We start from the raw sequence: 20474 nt of genomic DNA, 5'->3' as shown, positions 1-20474 counted from the left end.
GCACTGGAGAATAAATTCTCTAGTGCGCATAAAATTCACCTATTAATTTATTCTCTCATCTTTCAGCTAAAAGCTGCAGGATTTAGCACCAAACTTAATAAGAGTAATTTAGCCTAATTTAATTAAGCCTATCACACCTATTGCAGGTTGCTGGGTTTCATAGGGCCAGTCCCTCCACCACTCTTGATAAGAAACTCAAAATTTTATTAATTTTTCTGTTTATATTAATATACATTTATTACATAAAATTGTCAATAATTATTTTTAAATACTTTAAAAAACTATAACATCCTTTGATATGTTAATTAATTCAGCGTCAGTATTTGATTCAACAAAATTTATTATATTTTCAGTTGTAGAATCAACTTGTGCATTAGTTGCACATATTCCTGATACGCCAATTGTAATAATTTGATGAATATCTTGATTATCTACTTCATTAACTGAAATATTATATTTATTTTTTAACCTTTGAGTTATACTCCTAACTACCATCCTTTTTTCTTTTAGAGAATGTACCCACTCAGCTCTTAAATCTAGAGTCATAACTAATACTTTCATATTATCACCTTTTATTTAAAAATGTTCGCATTTTTAAACAATTCTTTTGAATTTAAATTTTGTTATAATTGAAACTATATCACTATAAATGTTTAAACCTTACAGTTCTTCTGTCTTATAGACTGTATATCCTTCATAATAATAACTTGTGTCAATTCCCTTCATATATATTTCTCTATCATCTATTTTACAAGTTAGTGCTTCTTTCAAAATATATTTTATTTCAATATCTTTTATTGGGCTACGTTCCATTGCAAGAAGATAATCATTTTTATCTACCTGACTCCAATCAACTACTTTATTCAATTCTTTCTTTAACATTAAATCAAGCCATATTCTCATACTACGGCCATTTCCCTCTATAAATGGATGGGCGATATTCATTTCAACATACTTTTCAATAATTTCTTCAAATGTTGATTGTGGCATTTTATCAATGTTATTTAAAGCAGCATCTAAATACATAACAGGAGCAAATCTGAAATTTCCTTTTGCAATATTTACGTTACGTACTGCGCCAGCAAAATCATATATATCACCAAATATATACTTATGAATTTCAGATAATGAACTGAATTTACCTGCTTCTAGGCTATTTAGATATCCAGTTTCAAATAATTCAATAGCTTTTTTCTTGCTTATTTTTTCTTCAATTCTTGCTAGCTCAACAGAATTAGTAATTTGTAATTTATTTTTAAGAACCATCTCTATTTCTCTCCTATTTCATATTTATATAGTTTTTCATAATAATCTACATAAGCTATATTTAAATATAGCTTATGTAGATTATACTCTATTGTAACCAATATTTTAACCGATTATCTAAAGATTTAAGTAACTTAAGAATCTAAAAGAAGGGGTTCTTCTAAAAAAAGTAAAAGACTGCTACTGCAGCCTTTTATTTTAATTTACTCCAAAACTACTAGAGTAGTTTTCACCTTAATTATCAATTATGCATTCTTAATTATTCATTCACTAACATCTATTATATAACTTAGTTAAATAATAAATTTCTTTTGCTAATTTATCATTAATATCTTTTTCGCTAGCTCTCCAAACCCAATTTCCTCCTAATTTAGAAGGAAAATTCATCCTTGCTTCATTTCCTAGTCCTAAAAAATCTTGCATAGTTGTAACTGCTAAGTAAGCTTTACTTCCCCATACACCTCTTATTAGTCCTCTTGCTATTCCTTCTTCATAAGTTAAATTTAGATATTTTTTTGCCTTTTCAATTTCTTCTTTGCTTCCAGTACTATTATACCATCCACAAACAGTATCATTATCATGTGTACCTGTATATGCAACACAATTTACTGGATAATTATGTGGTAAATCGCCACTATCTTCACCACCAAAAGCAAATTGTAATATCTTCATACCTGGAAATCCTGTTTCATCTCTAAGTTTTATTACTTCATCTGTCATCACTCCTAAGTCTTCAGCAATAATTTCCACATCTCCAAGTTTTTCTTTTATAGCTTTAAAAAGCTTTATTCCTGGGCCTTTTGTCCATTCACCATTTTCTGCAGTTTTATCTCCATAAGGAACTTCCCAATAAGCTTCAAATCCTCTGAAATGATCTATTCTAACAACGTCATATAACTTAAAACTCTCTCTAACTCTATCTATCCACCAATTATATTCATCCTCTTCTAATGCCTTCCAATTATAAATAGGGTTCCCCCATAATTGTCCTGTATCTGAAAAAGTATCTGGAGGACATCCTGCTACAGTTATTGGTTTCATATCTTTATCAACATTAAAATACTTAGGATTACTCCAAATATCTGCACTATCTTCTGCTACGTATATTGGTATATCCCCTATTATTCTTATGCCATTTTCATTAGCATACTCTTTTAATTCTTCCCATTGTTTAAAAAATAGGTATTGAATAAAAATCCAATAATCAATCTCATCTTTAAGTAATTTTCTATAACGCTTTATGGCCTCACTTTTTCTTAATCTTATATCATCATCCCAATTATGCCAGCTAACTAAATTAAAATGCTTTTTCACAGCCATATATAAAGCATAGTCTTCAAGCCAAAAATAATTTTTAATTATAAACTTTTTTAATTGCTTTTTATATTTTCCTTTTGAGTTATTATAAGCAATTCTTAGAACTTTATTTTTATTAATAAATAATTTTGAATAATCTACAGTGTTCTCTTTGGAACCATAATCTAAATTATCATAATCTTTTTTTTCTATTAATCCATCTTCTTCTAATAATTCGAAATCTATGAAATATGGATTACCAGCAAATGCTGAAAAGCATTGATATGGTGAATCCCCATATCCTGTTTGTCCTAGAGGTAGTATCTGCCAGTATTTTTGTCCACTTTTCTTTAAGAAATCTACAAAGGCAAAGGCGTGTTTCCCAAAGGTGCCTATTCCATACTTTCCAGGTAATGATGAAATATGCATTAATATTCCACTACTTCTTTCCATAAACTTTACCCCTTTTCTAAAAAGCTATTTTATGTTTCTTTTATCTCCTTAGTAAAACTAATTTTATAAGAGATTTTAGAATTTCTGTTTAAGGGTTAATATTAAAGTTAGTCGATGATTCTCTTACTACAAGCTCTGTATTTAAAATAATGTGTTTATTATCTGTTTTATTTGCCATTAAATCTAATAATAAATCAACGCTAATTTTTGCCATTTCTAATTTAGGCTGAATAACTGTTGTAATAGTAGGATTATAAAACTCACTTATATCCATACCATCAAATCCAACAACAGCTATATCTTTACCCATTTCTAATCCATTATCTTTTATGGCCTTTGCACATCCAACAGCCATTATATCTGATATTGCAAATATAGCTGTTACTTCTTTATGGTTTTTTATTAACCTATTAGTTTCTTCATAAGCACCTTTATAATCATAATCTCCTAAGATTCTATAGTCTTTATTAAACTTTATATTATTATCACTTAGAGCATTTAAATAACCAGCTTCTCTTAAGTGACCAATCCCAATATCATATTCATCACCTAGCATTATAGCTATATTCTTATGACCACAATCTATAAGATATTTTGTAGCTGAATATGCTGACTTTTCATTATCTATAGATACAGATGAAAAGTTAGAAAACTCCTTTCCATATTTGTGATTTATAGATGTTAATACTACTGGTACAGCAATATCATTAAAATCATCATTCTTTACTTCTGTGAAGTTTCCTCCAAGGCATATAACTCCTTGTAGTCTTTTCTCCTTTATCATAGATATTAAATTGTTCATTTCATCGTCGCTTAGATAATCATGATGTTCTAATATCATTGAATATCCTGCCTTAGATATTCTTTTACTTATTGAATCTAACATTTCTGAAAAGAATGGGTTAAATACACCTTTGATTAAAACACCAATATTATTTGTATTATTTTTCTTTAAATTTCTTGCACTATTATTTGGTATATAATTATTTTCTTTTATTACTTCCAAAACTCTTTCTCTAGTCTGCTCTTTAACGTCTGGATGATTATTGATTACACGTGAAACTGTACTAACCCCTACTCCAGATATTCTAGCAATATCTCTTATGTTTATCATAACTCCCTCCAAGTTTCGACAAATTATTCGGTAACGTTTCCATATATTATTATAATTAAACTAATATAATTCATAAATATAGAATTATTCTTTTACTGATCCTGAAACTAATCCTGTTGCTATATATTTTTGGAAAATCATAAATATTACTACTATAGGTAATGCTGACATTACTGCCGCTGCTGAATATTGAGTCCAGTTAGCAGAGAAATTATTAGTAATAAACTTTTGTAATCCTGTAGTTATAGTTTGAACATTTGCATTTTTTAATATTGCTGAAGTAAACATAAATTCACTATATGCACTAATAAACGCTAATAAGAATATTACTATTAACATATTTCTAAGAAGGGGTAATATTATCGAATAAAACACCTTAAGTGTAGATGCCCCATCTATATATGCTGCTTCTACTAATTCATCAGGAATACCATCTATAGCCCCTTTTAATAACCATATATTATAGGCGCTTCCACCAGCTAGTATTAATATTAAAACCCATGGTTTATTAGTTAAGTTAAATGCAAATACTATACCAAGTACTGCAGGTAAAGCCATTGTTGTTGGGAACATTTGTAGTATTAATAAACTCATTAATCCTTTTTTTCTTCCCCAAAACTTTAATTTTGAAAAAGCAAATGCTGCTGGAACTGATAATAGTAATTGAATAACAGCCACTATTGAACTTATTATTAATGAATTTCTAACCCATAATAAAAATTGAGTTTTTTCTATTACCTTTGTATAATTTTCTAATGTCCATTCTTTAGGGAAAAATGTTGTTTGTGTAAACGCATTTCCTTTTGCCATTGAAGCTGAGATTACAGCTATTATAGGAAAAACAGTAATTATTAACATAAACCATATAAAAACTCTACTTATCCAAGCTGTCCTTATTTCATCAGGTCTTAATTTCTTTTTATACACTACTTTTTTTTCTTTTTGTGTAGCTATCTTTAAATTTGTATCAACTTGTTGCATTTTATTCAACCTCCTCAAACTGACCAGATGCTTTCATTTGAACAAATGAAATTGATGCAATTATTACAAAGATTATTATGCTAAGTGCTGATGCAATTTCAAATCTCCCAAATTGTATTGAAAGCTTATAGTTTACTGATGCTAGTATATCTGTATAACCTGCAAATTGAGTTGTTAATCTAGGTGGGTTTCCTTGGGTTATTAGATATGCAGATCCAAAGTTATTAAAGTTAAATGCAAATGATGAAATTATTAATGGATAAGCTGTTTTAGCTATTGATGGTAATGTTATGCTTGTGAATTGCTTCCATTTACTTGCCCCATCTACCATTGCAGCTTCATAATAAACTTCTGGTATTGCTGATAATGATCCCAAAGCCACATTCATCATATATGGGAATCCAAGCCATATATTAACCATTAATATACTCACCCTAGCTAAGTTAGGATCTGTCAACCACTTTATAGGCTCTTTAATTAAATGTAATGCCATTAATAAATTATTAATTTGACCGTAACTTCCATTAAATAATCCTTGGAATGAAAGTATAGCAACTGTTGCTGGTAATGCCCAAGGTAATATTAATATGCCTTTATAAAATCCTCTTTCTCTTATATTGGGGTTATTTAGTGCTAATGCTAAAATTAAACCTAATAAGAAACATCCAAGAGTTGAAACTATTGCAAAAATCATCGTCCATCCAAATACAGGTAAAAAAGTTTCCTTAAAAGGTCCTGTTAACACTTCTTTGAAATTTGCTAATCCTACAAAGTTTATTTCACCTTTAGAGTATTGAGTATAATCTGTTAAAGCATAATATACTGTTGATATTATTGGCATTACTGTGAATATTAGAATTGAAATAAGTGCTGGTGCTAAGTAATAATAAGCTTTATGACTTTTACTCTTCATGCCCATATAAAGTCCCCCTTTGTTTTATATAGAGATGGGGCTGTCACAAGAACATCATCATTAATATTTATTGTGCAACATCACCATCTCTATTAGTTTAATCTTTTATTTAATTTGCTTAATACCTTCTGTAACTTGATCAACTATATTCTTAGCAGTAGTTGCTGCATCAGTTTGTCCAGAAGTTAATAATATTAAGTTATTATTTGCTGGAGTCCACATAGCTTGAACTTCTACTATATTAGGCATTGGTGTAGCTACTTTAGCTTGTTCTACAAAGGCATTAGTATATTCACTTTCAATAGTATAGTCTTTAGCTACAGGAATTCTATTACCAGTTTTATATACTATATCTTGTCCCTTATCAATAAATTCTTGCATAAGATCCCATGCTAAATCTTTATTCTTAGAATTTTCATTAACAATACCAGTTTGAACACCTAAGAAAGTACTTGTAGTATTTCCACCAAGTGTTGGCATTGGAATTACACCAAAGTTTAATCCAGCTTCTTCAGCTGCTGAAACATCCCATGGACCTGAGAAATAGAATCCAGCTTTTCCAGAAGTAAATTCACCTTGAGCTATATCTCCTGTAATATCCGCTGCCATTAAATTATCCTTATTTACTAAATCAGAAATAAATTGAAGTCCTTTTATTGCTCCTTCATTTCCAAGCCCTATATCTGTTGGATCTAATGTTCCATTATTATCTTTATAAACATATCCACCATTAGCTGATAAGAATGCATATGAGAAATAGAAATCATTAATATTATATACAAATCCAACATCTTTAGCTTGTTCTACTAAATCTTCCATAGTTGTTGGAACTTCTTTAACTAAATCCTTATTATAAAACATTGCAGTTGTTTCTTGTGCAAAAGGAACTGCATAAATCTTACTATCTAATGTAACTGCTTCAACTAGTGCATCAGATGTGTATTTATCTGCTGAAACAATACCACTTGGTACTTCTGCTGTAACTCCAGCCTTTTGGAATGTTCCTAAGTTATCATGTGGAATACCTAACATTATATCAGGCCCATTATCACTTTGAGCAGCTTGAATCATAGCTTGCCATTCACCTTGGTCTTCAACAACGCTAACTTCTACATTATTTTCTTCTCCCCAAGCCTGAGCTACCTTTTCAAACTCCTGAACTTCATTAGTTGTAAAGTGAGACCAAACTGTTAAAGTTTTCTTTTCCCCTGAATCAGAACTTGTTCCTCCATCAGAGCTGCTTGAGCCACAACCAACAAAGGCAGTTGTAGTAATTAATCCAGCAATTAAAATTGCTAATAATTTTGAACGTTTAACCATAATAAATTCCTCCCAAAATCTAATTTAAATCTTTATATTATAAACCCCTTTTAGGTTTATTAACTTTTTGATAACATTTTCAGATACCCTTTCCGGTACCGTTTCCGAAAAACTCTACAATTTACTACTATAAATTGCTTCTTTCCAAAGTAAAAATAATATTTTAAACTCTAGTGCTTCATTAAAGTTAGAAATATCATAATTAATTATCTTCTTTATCTTATCTATTCTGTAGAATAATGTATTTCTATGAATATATAGCTTATCCGCAGATTCTGTGATCTTAAGTCCTTCAACAAAAAATACCTCGATTGTTTTTATTAAATCATTATCTAATTTTGAAAATAAATCATTATATTGCTTATATACTCTAATAACTTCTTCATGTTTAGCATTATTAACCATCTTTTCAAGCAATAAAGAATTTTCACTATAAACCTTTGAGGCTAAATTGTATTTTAAGCAAATTTCTATATTATCTTTTAAATATTCAAATCTCTCCTTAAGCTCTTTATATTCATTTATCTTACAGTAAGTTACATAAACCTTTTCTTTTATATTTTTGCTTATTGATTCAAATAAATCATTAATTTTTTCATCACTAATATCATTTTTGCTTATAATCAATATATATTTATCTTGTGTTACTATAATATTTTCTTCTTTCTCATACTTACTTTTAATAAAGTCTAATACCTTTGATTGTTTTTCTTCTAAGTATAGTAATATTAATTTAAAGGGCTTGTATTTAATAACTTCTTTTAGACTATCATCTGAAAATTCTTTTTCCTTTAATATACCTAATATAATTTCTTCCTTTGATTTAACTGCATTATTTAGTTCTTGTTCTAAGAAGCATTTTAATAAGCTTATACAATTACTATAATTCTCATAAGTTTCTAAGAGCAATTCCTCTGTTGGAATTTTAATTATACTACTTATAACCTTAGAATTATCTCCTTTAAGAAAGTCTGCTAATACAACTCCATTTTTTTCACTTAGTTTGAAGGGAATTTGAATTTTCTCGCTTATTTTTTTAAAGGAGCTTTTTAATCCATACATAATCTCCCTCCGAATAAATTACTTTGACTTGAAACAGGTAACGTTTCCAAAAACTACAATTAAAATTCTTATATTTTTTCCAAATTTTTCTTGTAATTAAATTATATTCCTGCAATCGTTTTTATTCAATAGTATATTTGCACAATTTAGAAGATTTATTTTGTACAATTTCACAAATATATAATAAATTTTAAGAATATTAATTTAAAGTGAATCTGTTCCTAAAAAACAAAAAAGCTGAATAATTCAGCTTTTTATGTGTTAATAAATATTTTATATTACTTCATCTTTTTTAATGCTTTTTTCATATCATTAACCATTGATGCAACGTTATCTTTAACGTCGTCTCCCATTTCCTCAACCTTTTCAACTAACTCAGATATTTCATCAGCAATCTCTTGGGTCAATCTACCAGATTTAACATATTTATATAGCTTTTTAATTTTATTTTCTATTTCTTCCATACCCATAGATTTACACCTCCTAACTAAGATATATAATTATATTTAACCATTAAAATATAATTATACTTAGTTAGGTAAATAAATTTATTCTACTGATTTCTTTAGATTAACATTATTTAATAGTTTAATTGTTAAAAGAGCACATGTAACTCCAAGTAAAATTCCACCAATTATATCTGATGGATAGTGTACAAAAAGATATAATCTTGAAAATGCTATTAATGAAGCTAGCGCATAAACTATAACTCTCCAATTTTTCATATAATATCCGATAACTACTGCTGCTGTAAATGATGATGCAGTATGCCCTGAAGGAAATGAAAAAGATGATGGAGCTTTAATTATTATATTTATATCTGGATACGTTATAAAAGCTCTTGGTCTTTGAACTACATTTTTTATTATTCCTTCACCAATTATAGAAGTTATAAGTAAAGCTATTAATAAAATAAATCCTACTTTCCTATACTTCCTTTGAGCTAATAAAATAATGCCTACTAATATCCAAATAAAGCCCTTATCTCCTAGGTTTGTTATTATTACCATTAACTTATCCATAACTGGATTTGAGAAATTTTCTTTAATAAAATGTAAAGTATTTATATCAATATTACTTATAAAACTTATCATAATAACCTCTTCATTTATTTTATGTAATTATATTTATTTAACAATTATACATTTTATGTATAATTTGTACAAGTTATTTAACTCCAAAATGGTGATTACAAGAATGTAACTCTTATAATCACCATTAAATCCCTATTTTATTTAAATATTATTTTTTTAATTTCTTTGTTCATTTCAATTAACTCTATAGCTAAATCTTTAATAGTTTCTGCACTCATGAGTTGATCTTCTGCGTGCATTATTATTAATGAGAACTCTATCTTTTTACCATTGGCTTCATCTTGAATTAAATCAAAATGAGCATGATGTCCTTCTAGCAAAAAAACTTTAGCCTCATCTATCTTTTTTTCAGCTTCTTCAAAATTCCCATTTCTTGCTTCTCTTATTGCCTCCATAGCCAAAGATTTAGCCATGCCAACATTGCTTATTATTTCAAAAGCAACTAATTCTAGTTCATTCATTTTTTTCTCCTACCTAATTACATAGTTTCTGTATTTGCTACTTCTTCTTCGTGCATCTTTATAGCAGCTTTATTTGATGCAATTACGAACGGAGCATAAATTAATACACTGACTGCTAAACAAACAAATCCTACTACAAGTCCCATAAATTCTCCACCAGTTCCTATAAACGGAATAAGTGGTCCTGGAGTAGTCCACACAGCCCCATAAGCTATTGGTGGAATAATCTTAAAGAATATCGCTCCATATCCAATAAAAACATTTACTATAGGTACTAGTAAGAATGGTATTATATATATTGGATTTAATACTATTGGTAAACCAAATATTACTGATTCATTAATATTGAATAATCCAGGTCCTATGGATAATTTAGCAATATCTCTTTGATCCTTTGCTTTAGAGAATATGAATATTGCTATAAGTAATCCCAATGTCATACCTGAACCACCATAGTTAGCAAAGGCATCAGTTAAAACCCAAGTTGTTGGGAATGGTGCTCCCCATGCTGTTCCATTAGCTTGTGCGTAAGCTAAGTTAGCGGCATTTGCTTCAGCAAACATAGTCTCTCTTACTGCTGCAATTGTGTTAGGTCCATGAATACCCATTATCCATAATAAATTTGATACTAAAACCATAACTGCTACTGAAAAAATGTTATCTCCAAGTTTAGTTAACGGAGCTTGCAATACATTATAAATTATAGTGTGAATTCCTCCACCATTAGTAACTTTATCTAATATAAAGTTAAGGATTGAGAAACCAACTGTTACTATTATTATTGGTAACAATATCTTAAATGTTCTAGAAACTGCTGGAGGAACTTGCTCAGGCATCTTAATTTCAAGTTTAGATGACTTTGAAAGTCTTGATAATAGTTCGCCTACTAATAATCCAACTATTATTGCAACGAATAGACCTTGAGGTCCCATATATGTCATTGTAATGCTTCCATCCACTGCTGCAGGATACATTATAAAGAATACAGATACTCCAGTAAGTCCTGTTAATAGATCATCAGCGCCTAAGGATCTTGCAAGGTTCCTTGCTATTAAAAATACTATTAAAATTGCTAAAATGTTTAAAGAGCCATTTAAAACAGGTGCAAATATAGCTTGATAGTCTGCTAAATTAGGAATTAAATCTCCTAAGTGTAAAAGGTTTGCTATAAATCCATCTGGATGAAGTAAAACATTATTTATTAATACCATTAGTGAGCCTGCCATTGTTAATGGGAAGGTTAAGATAAATGCGTCCCTAATTGCAACAATATGTCTTTGCGCATTCAACTTTGTAGCAATAGGAACAAGTAGTCTTTCCATACTGCTTTCTAGCTTAGTCATAATACTCATTATTTTTCCCCCTTTTATCTTTTTATTTATTATAAACTTCTTGTTAAATGCCAAGAGTTTTTAATACATTATCTAAAATGACTTTTCCATTCATGGTCCCATATAATCTCATATCTATTACTTCAACAGGTACCCTTCCCTTAACTAATGCATCTACTTGAGGTTTTTGAAATCTTACTTGTGGTCCAAGAAGTACAATATCCATTTTATCTATAACACTTGAACATTCTGAAACCGGTAAAGCTTCAATGTGTATTTCTATTCCTTTTTCCTTTGCTGCAGCCTTCATCTTATTTACTAAAAGGCTAGTTGACATTCCTGCTGCACAAACTAATAAAATATTTTTCATACTAATTCCCCCTAAATTTACATTATGCCTGAGCTTACTCTCTTTGCATCCATCTTCCAATACCAATTTATTCTTTCTTTATAATTAAATTATATCCTTCCAAGCTCTCTTTGTAATCATTTTCACGCCTAAAAAAACAGACTTCCCTTATATATAATTTGTCACATAAAAATAACAATTTGTCTTACTTTACCATAGTTTTTATATTACTTTTCAATATATTTATTAATGATAGTAACAGGGTATTTTTTCAAAAAAAAAGGATAGACTCCTCTATCCCTTATAATTTTTATATAATTTTTTGCCTATGATTTCTATAATATATAATGCAGGTATTTGTGTTGTAATATCATCCTCTTCAGTTTTTTCTTGCTGTACATAATATCCAATATTTATATCAGATATCTTTGCTATTGTAGAGTCTTCATTATTAGTAATACTTATTATCTTACAACCCTTTTTCTTAAGTCTATTAATATGCTCTATAGCTGTTGGTGTTTCTCCAGAAACTGAAAAAGCCATTGCAACGTAATTCTCACTATATTTTAAATTTAAAGGATAGAATGGATCATCTATATAAATAGAGTTTCTTCCAATAGCTGAAAGATATCTAGCTGCATATTTAGATATTATTCCAGAGAATCCTATTCCAATAAATATAATAGTATTAGCCTTATTCAATTCATCACAAACTAAATCTATTTTTTCTATATATTCTTTTCCTTGGGCTTTTTTTAAGAAGTCTATTATCATTGAAGTATTATCTGCTAACCCTTTACCACCAGATTGATCTAAATACATTTTGAATTTAACTTTAAATTCTGAAAATCCTTCACAATCTAGTTTTTTGCAAAACCTTAATATAGTTGTAGTTGAAACATGAGCTTCTTTTGCTAACTCTCTTATCCTCATATAAATAACTTTTTCACTATTTCTCATAATATAGTTATACAATGATAGCTCAAGTTCATTTAAACTTTGTATCTTATTATAACTAAACATACTAATCTCCTTTAAATATAATAATTTTAAAAAAGGCTGAAATCTCCTCTGTCAAGATCTCAGCCAATTTACTTTTCTATATACTTAAATGTATTCTCCTTTTATTTTCATTATGTTTTTATACTAATAAAAAGAGACTTTTTTATTTTTATCTAAATTATCCTTATGGATATCTATCTCCTACATCCTTAATTCATATAAAAATGCTTCAAGTAATATTTCCAATTCTCATTTAACATAAACTTTATTTTACATGTATTGTATAGTAAAGACTTGTCCCATAAGGTGATTTTCTCTTAAATTCTGACTTTAAATATTTCTCTAAATCTACAGCTGATAACTCTGTTTCAGCTAAGTAAATTATTTTAATTCTATTTTTATCATCAAAAACTGTTAGCTTAACCTTGTCATCTTGGTAATTATCAAAAAATCCTCTTATAAATTTCATTTGCACTCCATTTATCTCAACTTTATGCATAACCCTTATCCTCCCACAAAATTATTAAATAAATTTCCGCCTAATCTCCATAGACTAACATTATATCCAGCCTCTATTATTGGTTTATATAAGCATTGTAAAGTAATTTTATCAGCATACCATACTTCATGCTTTATATTATCTTTATCCATGTACTTAAAATATAGATATTTACTATTCTCATCTCTTTGTACATCTACATCATATTCACTTAATATTTTATTAACCTCTAATTCGGATACTGATTTAGTCTTACCATCTTCTCCCCAATCAAATCCTCCTGTAGCTATAGCAAAACTCTTATTTCCATCTATTTTTTTCATTTTTTCTATTAGAGATTTTATAAACTCTTCGTTTGCCTTTTCACCAGGTTCACTAAAAGCCCCATGTAAGTTGTAACACATCATTACATAGATTGGCCCTTCTATAAAATCTAATTTCTCTATAGGGGCATTAGGTTCTAGCATTACCCTTAAATCTAAATTATTTAAAATTGATTTACTATATAGCTCATCAATAAACAACAAGAAATTATCCCATAAATCTAAGTCATCCTTAATTTGTTCATAATCAATTTCTATTCCATCAAATTCATATTTACTAGCTAAGTCTATTATCTCATTAATATGATTTTTTCTAGATTCTTCATCCCTTAGAACTTCATTTAATACATTGGTATCTTTTAAAGAAGATTTTCCATCATCATAAACCACATCATTTACAATAGTAATATACTTTTTAAAACTATATAATTTAGTTTCATTGTAATATGTTATTAGCTTCTCAGGAATTACAAGTTTATTTTTATCATTAAAATTTGCTGAGAAATATGAAATACTACTTAATTCATTATCTAATTGTTTTATCTCATTATCTACATCTAAGTCCCAATATACAACCCAAGAAGATAAATTGCTTAAATCTGTAAAAGTCCCACTCTTATCATCATCTATAAATACATTATCTCCATGTGTAGTTACATTATTTTCTTCAATATTTTTGCTATTATCTATTAATTTAAATAACAATAATAAAGTTACTATTAATGTTAAAATTCCAATCATAATGTAAAGATTTTTATGTTTTCTAATCATATTACCTCTTCTTATAAGTTAGTTATAAACCAATTTATAACTTTTCCAAAATAATTTTTAATGTTATATTTAATAAGTTCAGTTCCCTTTAGTGATCCATCATATAATACTGTATCATCTATTTCAGTAACCTTTAGCTTTTTAAATATTCCATCATAAACATCATCTGCAATATTTCTTTGACTATATCCATACTCTCCCCAAGCTGATTCTAGGAAAACACTTCCTTTTTCTGTGCTTTGTACTTCTAGTCCTTCTACTACTGTTTCTCCATCTAATGTAATATCAAGTTTATTTTCATTTAATATTATACTTACTTTCTTATTTCCCTTTTCATTTATATCAATGTCATCAACATCTCTTCCATCATTCAAATCTTTTGAATATAGTAATTCTTCTTTACCATCTATGCTTTCTGTAATTTCAATATTATTATTAATAATCTTAAATCTTAAATTACTTTGTAAATCATCACTTGCCCTAAGATAAATTGCTTGTGAACCTATTATATTTCCATTAAGTTCTACAGATAATTTAATATTTTTAAAATCCTCGCTATCCAATAACTTAATAATTCCTTGATCTTCTGGTAATGATGTAAGAATAATAGTATCATCTTTAAATTCTGCTTCACCTTTTATATTTTGAAAACTTTTTGATCTTTCTTCATCTCCAACAACAAAATTTATATCTTGCTTAGTATCATCCCAAACTCTCATTAATAAATGATTTGTTGACCAATATGCCTGTGGTTGTATTCTTGTTAAATCATATATTGAGCTATCTCTAGTATTTAAAGAAAATCCTTCTCTATTAAAATTCATACTAAAAATTTTATTAATCCACTTTTCATTAATTTTACTAACCTTATCATTTGTTCCAAATTGACTTGTGTTAGAATGCATAAGAGCATATAAGCTTGGCACACTTCCTAACTCTTTATTATAAATCTCATATAATTTTTCATAGTCATAATCTATACGTTCATTCATTTCACTATAAGTTTCTTTTGGTATATTATTTTCGTCTCTAATATAATCCATTAAATAGTGATTGTAATTTCTTCTAATATTAGTTGATAATTCAGAAAACTCATTAGAAGTTAACTCTCCTAAATAATTATCATCCTTATCAAAAACATTTATATACTCCAGTCTATACCCATTTGTTCCCAGTTCCCAGTAAGAACTTTTAACAAGTTCTTTTAAATCCTTTGGCATTAAAAACTTAGGATCATTCTTAGAAAACTTATCAGCATAAGTAAGCATTGTTGCCTTATAATTGTACTTCTCCATTATTTTTTGTGCAAAAATTGCAGTATCTCTTCTACCATCCTCAAACAATAGTAATAACGCCTTACTTGGCAATGCTTTACCTTCATTATAATAATCTAAAACATCTTGTTGGGTTATAGTAACATATCCATTATCCTTTAAAGCTTTTAATTGATTTTCTAATGCTTCTGTACTTATTAGTTTATTAGTTCCACTTCTATCTACTCCAAAATAAGATATAACAACAAAACCATTGTCATCATTATTACTTACAACATTATGATCATATGGACTATACTCTGAAAATGTAAATATTGCTCTTATAGCTACTATTAATAAGACTAATAATATCAATGCTTGTATAGTACCTCTAATAATCTTTTTTCTATCTTTTCTTTTAGGAGAAATTTCTTTATACTTCATTATTAATTCCTCCTTGTCTTCCCTTTTTCATTATTGTTCTTTTTCTTTCTGCTTCTATATCACTTTTAGTCATTCTTGTTCCCCATGTTGATTTCCAGAATGTTGCCCAAGCAATTGGCATTTGCCAAAGTAATACTGCTTCATAGAATATACAAAATATCATTCCAAATATCCATGTTGTACTCTTTCTAAAAAACATTTGTGCAAAGCTCATCATCAATGCCATCATCAACAATCCTACAAGGAAGGTTGTTGGAAAAACATTATGAAATATAGGGACATAAATAAGATTATACACAACTACAATTGGAGCTAATATAGGAACTAATAATCCCGTATAGAAAAAGATAGACATGAAGGGTTCCTTCTTCCATATAAATTTTCCTGTAATAATTGACTCTCTAAGCCATGATCTTTTCCATCTCATCTGTTGTTTCAAAAACACCTTATACTTATTAGGAACTATAGTAGAGCAAATAGCTGTATCCTGATAAGTAGTTCTATGTTTATTTAAAACAAAATTAGTCATAGCTCTATCATCTCCAAAGGTAGCTTTTTGCCCCAAAAAAGTTTGATTTCTCCATGCCTCCATATTGTCCATAACTATTTGTTTTTTATAACATGAAAGTGGTCCAGATAAACATGTAACAGCATCAAAATATCCTTCTGCCGCCTTCATTATTCTAAAGGCTATATAATATCTAACTGACTGCATTTTAGTTAATACATTAGTATATGTATTAGCCACATCTGTTCTACCAGATACCCCTCCCATTTTAGGATCCTTAAAGGGTTGTACTAAGTTAATAATTGCAAATGGATCTAAAAAGCTATCTGAATCAACGAAAACTACTAAGTCATGTTTTGCATTTAAAACTCCTGTACACAGTGCTTCTCTTTTACCCATATTTTTTTCTTGGACAAAATACTTTAATCTTTTATCAACTTCAAATCTCTCTTCTTTTTTTAACTCTTCTATAGTTTCCTTAATTTTCTCTACAGACCTATCATTAGAACAATCATCTACAACTATTACTTCTAATTTATCAATAGGATACTCCTGGTTAATACATCCTATAATTGTTCTTTGTATCCATTTTTCTTCATTAAAACAAGGAATAATTATAGTTACTCCCGGGGTATAATTAGAGTCAATTGGAACAGGCTTGTATAATGCACCAAATAGATATCTACTCAATAAAAATATTGCTGCTATTATACTGTACAAGTACATCCATTTATTAAACTTAAAATAAATTATACTCTCTGCCCTCATTAATATTATAAAAAAGCTTATGAAAAATAATAATATACTTGACATAGCCAAAAAATATTTATCTTTTTTCCTATTTGAATATTCAGATAAGGTTTCTAGAAATTCAATTCCACATAATATATTTCCATCCTTATCAAGCATATCTCTTGCTTTCTTGCCTCTTATTTTAACTTTCATTTCATAGCCTTCAGGCATCGAACCTGGTAATATTCTAAACTGTAGTTTTAAATAGTCAGCTTCATTAATTGCTTCTAACTGACTTTTATCTTCTAGTTTTATTAATATTCCAGTAGTAGATATATTATTAGATTTTACTATAAATTCATTTTCTTCTTTAGAATTTTTATATTTTACTTTTACATCAATTTCTGTAACATACCTTATTCCAGCTTTACTACTTTTAATGAATGCAGTTGTTTTATTTTTATTGCTATTTATCATCTTTTGACCTCTACGATCAATTCCTTTTCTTATACCTTTTTTATCTGGAACATTAGATAAAATTCTTCTATCCTTTTCTGGTTCTAATAAAATATCTTCATCATCTTTAACTTTTTTCTTCTTATATTTAATTTTCAAGCTTACTCCTCCCTATATAAAAGCTTTTAATTTTCCAGATAATCACTAAGCTTTGCAATTTTATACTTCTTACCGTATACTCCATTTTCATTATTAGTAAGGAACTTATCTAATGCTTCTGCTGTATAATAACTTTGGTTATTCATATGCATTACTATTACATTACCTACTCCTTCTTTTAGCTGTGATTCAATAGTATTGACTATCTTATCTGAAGAGCTACTTTCATAATCATGAGTAGATATATTTCCGCTAATTGAGTACTTATATCCACTTTCAAATACAGATGATAACCCATCCTTATCAACATATAATGTTGGTGGTCTAAAATATTGCTTTAGAGAATTTAAATCACCTATTACCTTAGCCATAGCATTATATGACTCAGTTAATGACCACTCTAGTGTCTCTTTACTTTCACTTAGTAATTCATGACTATACGTATGACTACCTATATCATGCCCATTTAAAGCAATTGTTCTAAGTATATTAGGATTAATATTAGATAAATTACTATCTATATCAAAATACCTTGCTATTGCAAAAAATGATGCTTTTACATTATGTTTATTTAATACATCTAATATTTCATTAACAATAGGATCACCGCCCCAATCATCAAATGTAAAGAATATTACATCTTCACCGTTAGTGTTTATGGTTCCAGTAGTATCAATTCCCACTACTTCCTCATCACTAAAACCATATAGTGGTACATACACATTGCCTATATAATTAGTTCTAATTAAATCAAGAACTTTATCACTATTAATCTTTTCAAGGGTTTTATAATTAGATAAAATACTATATCTACCATATCCATTCGTGCCCTCAATAGTATTTTGTATATTTTTTACAGAGGTTATATTGTAGTTTAATGGTACTTGAGCTATATCATAGGAGCTTGTCCTCTCATTATATCTATGAGCATACCCATTTTTTACATACCTTTCTGTTAAAATTTCTATAATATTTGAAATTTGATTTTCATCTTCAAATATATCTGAATCTAATCTAAAATACACAATTTCACCTTTGCTTAATGAAACATAAGAATTTATATTAAAGTAATCACTAACAATATCTTCAGCACTCATATTTCTATACTTTCCTAGAATAGGTGCCTTTGTATAGGTGATTAGCTCATAATTTTCAAGACCACTTATTTGCCTTATTGTAGATATGGCTTCTTGAATATTGGAATTTGAATATCCATATCCAGCCATGTATGCATTAGTGTAAATTCCTTTTTTCTTCAATAATTTATCAACTTCATAAATTTCTTTGCATATTTCTTCAGTAGTTTTACTTAATATTTTAGAACTAGAAGTTACTCCTCCATTAGCAATTTCATGACCAGCATTTATAATTTTTTCTATTCTATCTGGATAATCTTCTATGTCTTCCTTAGTTACAAAAAACGTTCCTTTAGCATTGTATTTATCAAGACTCTCCAATACATCATCTAACACTTTTCCATTACTTATTCCTCTAAATGTATATGTTACTGCCTCTTGAGTTGTAAAAAATCTTGAAACTACTGGCGAAAGATTATTGTTATTTTTTTCTATTAATTCATTTAAATTAATTTCAGAGAAATTAATTTCTTCTTTTTCTTCATTCTTATTTACTTCATTTTTTATTTCTTCTTTATTAATAACTTCATTATAAATATTATTTATAATATAAGTAGTATTAGGCTTTGTAAGTTCTTCTTCTTCATTTGTATCGATTGTCTTATCTATAATAGGTAATTTTTTTACTTGAACTGGTGTTATTCCCTGTTCTGTAATTGAATCTAAAATCCACTCTACTATATCTACGATACTTACATCATACTCATCTATTTGAGTTTCATCTATAGTAGATTTTTTATCTATTGCAGGTTCTTCTTCTGAGCTGGATTTATTATACTCAAAATCATCTAAAACTCCATCTAATTTTATAGATATAATTTCTCCTTTAGATAACTTCTTTATATAACTCTGTACTTCTTCATAATCTTTAAAACTTTGATAACTTAAATAATAGTCTGGACTTACAACATATCTATTTCCAGCTGCATATGCTGAAGCTAATAATTCATTACTATATACTGTTGAGCTACATTTTAATAATCTCGCATTCTTTTTAACTATCTCTTTTAACACCTTATTAGCACTAGAGAAATCTGATATTAAATCTTCCTTTGATAAATTTTGCATATCCTTTGTCCCTGATAAAGTTCCACTACCTATATCATGTCCATATTCCTTTATCAGCTCTACTGTACTAGGATCTTCAACAGCCTCTACTCCTGTAATAAAAAAAGTTGCTTTAACATCATATAAATCTAATAAATCTAGTATTTCCTCTGTAACCTCTGTATCATTTATTCCCTCAAAGGTTAAAGCAATAATATTAGATTCTGTATCAATATCTTTAATTACTTTAGCTTTTTTATTAATACTATATTTTTCTATTGCTAGTTTAGTTTCATATGATGAATCATATTTCTCATCATCAATTGGATTTACTCCTAATGAACTATTATCTATCCCATAATGTCTGTAAGCATAGAGTCCTATAAATAAAGCTAATAATAATATTATTGTTATTATAGGCACAATCTTTCTCTTCATTTTCTCTCCTCCGATTTATAAATTAACAAAAACAATGTATTTCTCATATAACCATTATTTTTACCT

At 28.2% G+C, this 20474-nt stretch carries 19 protein-coding genes and 1 riboswitch; all 19 genes read right to left on the bottom strand.

The window, feature by feature from the left end; translation table 11 throughout:
- Nucleotides 1–52: 52 nt before the first annotated feature.
- A riboswitch (SAM riboswitch) is annotated at nt 53–193 on the bottom strand.
- An 80-nt stretch (nt 194–273) separates the two neighbouring features.
- Entirely contained in the window at nt 274–561 is a 288-nt protein-coding gene (locus ACQPUY_RS03575; RefSeq protein ID WP_430839557.1) for a DUF503 domain-containing protein, read from the bottom strand.
- A gap of 99 nt (nt 562–660) precedes the next feature.
- Nucleotides 661–1266 carry a protein adenylyltransferase Fic gene (gene fic, locus ACQPUY_RS03570; protein WP_430839556.1) on the bottom strand — a complete coding sequence of 202 codons (606 nt, stop codon included), beginning with the start codon at nt 1264–1266 and terminating at the stop codon, nt 661–663.
- Nucleotides 1267–1536: 270 nt separating this feature from the next.
- Nucleotides 1537–3015: a 4-alpha-glucanotransferase gene (malQ, locus tag ACQPUY_RS03565; RefSeq protein WP_430839555.1), complete on the bottom strand. Its 1479-nt coding sequence runs from the start codon at nt 3013–3015 to the stop codon at nt 1537–1539.
- An 88-nt stretch (nt 3016–3103) separates the two neighbouring features.
- Nucleotides 3104–4126, bottom strand: a complete 1023-nt coding sequence (locus ACQPUY_RS03560; protein ID WP_430840247.1) for a LacI family DNA-binding transcriptional regulator — start codon at nt 4124–4126, stop codon at nt 3104–3106.
- 87 nt (nt 4127–4213) lie between these two features.
- On the bottom strand, nt 4214–5110 hold the full coding sequence (locus ACQPUY_RS03555) for a sugar ABC transporter permease (RefSeq protein WP_430839554.1): 897 nt from the start codon (nt 5108–5110) through the stop codon (nt 4214–4216).
- A 1-nt stretch (nt 5111) separates the two neighbouring features.
- Complete coding sequence (locus tag ACQPUY_RS03550; protein ID WP_430839553.1) at nt 5112–6029, bottom strand: ABC transporter permease subunit; 918 nt, start codon at nt 6027–6029, stop codon at nt 5112–5114.
- 99 nt (nt 6030–6128) lie between these two features.
- On the bottom strand, nt 6129–7343 hold the full coding sequence (locus ACQPUY_RS03545) for a maltose ABC transporter substrate-binding protein (RefSeq protein ID WP_430839552.1): 1215 nt from the start codon (nt 7341–7343) through the stop codon (nt 6129–6131).
- A gap of 114 nt (nt 7344–7457) precedes the next feature.
- Nucleotides 7458–8405: a PucR family transcriptional regulator gene (locus ACQPUY_RS03540; protein WP_430839551.1), complete on the bottom strand. Its 948-nt coding sequence runs from the start codon at nt 8403–8405 to the stop codon at nt 7458–7460.
- 278 nt (nt 8406–8683) lie between these two features.
- Nucleotides 8684–8875, bottom strand: coding sequence for a hypothetical protein (locus tag ACQPUY_RS03535; protein WP_430839550.1), 192 nt, complete (start codon nt 8873–8875; stop codon nt 8684–8686).
- 78 nt (nt 8876–8953) lie between these two features.
- Entirely contained in the window at nt 8954–9496 is a 543-nt protein-coding gene (locus ACQPUY_RS03530) for a phosphatase PAP2 family protein (protein WP_430840246.1), read from the bottom strand.
- 140 nt (nt 9497–9636) lie between these two features.
- A complete protein-coding gene (locus ACQPUY_RS03525; protein ID WP_430839549.1) occupies nt 9637–9960 on the bottom strand; it encodes a PTS lactose/cellobiose transporter subunit IIA in 324 nt (107 codons plus the stop codon).
- 17 nt (nt 9961–9977) lie between these two features.
- Entirely contained in the window at nt 9978–11312 is a 1335-nt protein-coding gene (locus ACQPUY_RS03520) for a PTS sugar transporter subunit IIC (protein ID WP_430839548.1), read from the bottom strand.
- Between the two features lie 43 nt (nt 11313–11355).
- The gene (locus ACQPUY_RS03515; protein WP_430839547.1) at nt 11356–11661 is read right to left on the bottom strand and encodes a PTS sugar transporter subunit IIB; all 306 of its coding nucleotides are present in this window, start codon (nt 11659–11661) and stop codon (nt 11356–11358) included.
- A gap of 273 nt (nt 11662–11934) precedes the next feature.
- Nucleotides 11935–12663 carry a MurR/RpiR family transcriptional regulator gene (locus ACQPUY_RS03510; RefSeq protein WP_430839546.1) on the bottom strand — a complete coding sequence of 243 codons (729 nt, stop codon included), beginning with the start codon at nt 12661–12663 and terminating at the stop codon, nt 11935–11937.
- A 244-nt stretch (nt 12664–12907) separates the two neighbouring features.
- The gene (locus tag ACQPUY_RS03505; RefSeq protein WP_430839545.1) at nt 12908–13141 is read right to left on the bottom strand and encodes a hypothetical protein; all 234 of its coding nucleotides are present in this window, start codon (nt 13139–13141) and stop codon (nt 12908–12910) included.
- A gap of 5 nt (nt 13142–13146) precedes the next feature.
- Nucleotides 13147–14235 (bottom strand): glycosyl hydrolase, encoded by a 1089-nt coding sequence (locus ACQPUY_RS03500; RefSeq protein ID WP_430839544.1) that lies wholly within the window; start codon nt 14233–14235, stop codon nt 13147–13149.
- Nucleotides 14236–14246: 11 nt separating this feature from the next.
- Nucleotides 14247–15932 (bottom strand): glycoside hydrolase, encoded by a 1686-nt coding sequence (locus ACQPUY_RS03495; RefSeq protein WP_430839543.1) that lies wholly within the window; start codon nt 15930–15932, stop codon nt 14247–14249.
- Entirely contained in the window at nt 15922–17787 is a 1866-nt protein-coding gene (locus ACQPUY_RS03490; RefSeq protein WP_430839542.1) for a glycosyltransferase family 2 protein, read from the bottom strand. Before ACQPUY_RS03490 ends, ACQPUY_RS03495 begins: the two co-directional genes overlap by 11 nt.
- Before the next feature lie 26 nt (nt 17788–17813).
- Nucleotides 17814–20408, bottom strand: coding sequence for a polysaccharide deacetylase family protein (locus ACQPUY_RS03485; RefSeq protein ID WP_430839541.1), 2595 nt, complete (start codon nt 20406–20408; stop codon nt 17814–17816).
- Nucleotides 20409–20474: the final 66 nt, after the last annotated feature.

Source organism: Clostridium nigeriense (assembly GCF_050585245.1).
GTDB classification, from domain to species: Bacteria; Bacillota; Clostridia; order Clostridiales; family Clostridiaceae; genus Clostridium; species Clostridium nigeriense_A.
The sequence above is the reverse complement of the archived record's forward strand: the minus strand, read 5'-3'. Positions and strand labels throughout refer to the sequence as shown.

Bases quoted from the DNA above. Each gene is read 5' to 3' on its own strand.
- ACQPUY_RS03575 (WP_430839557.1), bottom strand. From the start codon at position 561: ATGAAAGTATTAGTTATGACTCTAGATTTAAGAGCTGAGTGGGTACAT.
- fic (WP_430839556.1), bottom strand. From the start codon at position 1,266: ATGGTTCTTAAAAATAAATTACAAATTACTAATTCTGTTGAGCTAGCA.
- malQ (WP_430839555.1), bottom strand. From the start codon at position 3,015: ATGGAAAGAAGTAGTGGAATATTAATGCATATTTCATCATTACCTGGA.
- ACQPUY_RS03555 (WP_430839554.1), bottom strand. From the start codon at position 5,110: ATGCAACAAGTTGATACAAATTTAAAGATAGCTACACAAAAAGAAAAA.
- ACQPUY_RS03550 (WP_430839553.1), bottom strand. From the start codon at position 6,029: ATGGGCATGAAGAGTAAAAGTCATAAAGCTTATTATTACTTAGCACCA.
- ACQPUY_RS03545 (WP_430839552.1), bottom strand. From the start codon at position 7,343: ATGGTTAAACGTTCAAAATTATTAGCAATTTTAATTGCTGGATTAATT.
- ACQPUY_RS03540 (WP_430839551.1), bottom strand. From the start codon at position 8,405: ATGTATGGATTAAAAAGCTCCTTTAAAAAAATAAGCGAGAAAATTCAA.
- ACQPUY_RS03535 (WP_430839550.1), bottom strand. From the start codon at position 8,875: ATGGGTATGGAAGAAATAGAAAATAAAATTAAAAAGCTATATAAATAT.
- ACQPUY_RS03525 (WP_430839549.1), bottom strand. From the start codon at position 9,960: ATGAATGAACTAGAATTAGTTGCTTTTGAAATAATAAGCAATGTTGGC.
- ACQPUY_RS03520 (WP_430839548.1), bottom strand. From the start codon at position 11,312: ATGAGTATTATGACTAAGCTAGAAAGCAGTATGGAAAGACTACTTGTT.
- ACQPUY_RS03515 (WP_430839547.1), bottom strand. From the start codon at position 11,661: ATGAAAAATATTTTATTAGTTTGTGCAGCAGGAATGTCAACTAGCCTT.
- ACQPUY_RS03510 (WP_430839546.1), bottom strand. From the start codon at position 12,663: ATGTTTAGTTATAATAAGATACAAAGTTTAAATGAACTTGAGCTATCA.
- ACQPUY_RS03505 (WP_430839545.1), bottom strand. From the start codon at position 13,141: ATGCATAAAGTTGAGATAAATGGAGTGCAAATGAAATTTATAAGAGGA.
- ACQPUY_RS03500 (WP_430839544.1), bottom strand. From the start codon at position 14,235: ATGATTAGAAAACATAAAAATCTTTACATTATGATTGGAATTTTAACA.
- ACQPUY_RS03495 (WP_430839543.1), bottom strand. From the start codon at position 15,932: ATGAAGTATAAAGAAATTTCTCCTAAAAGAAAAGATAGAAAAAAGATT.
- ACQPUY_RS03485 (WP_430839541.1), bottom strand. From the start codon at position 20,408: ATGAAGAGAAAGATTGTGCCTATAATAACAATAATATTATTATTAGCT.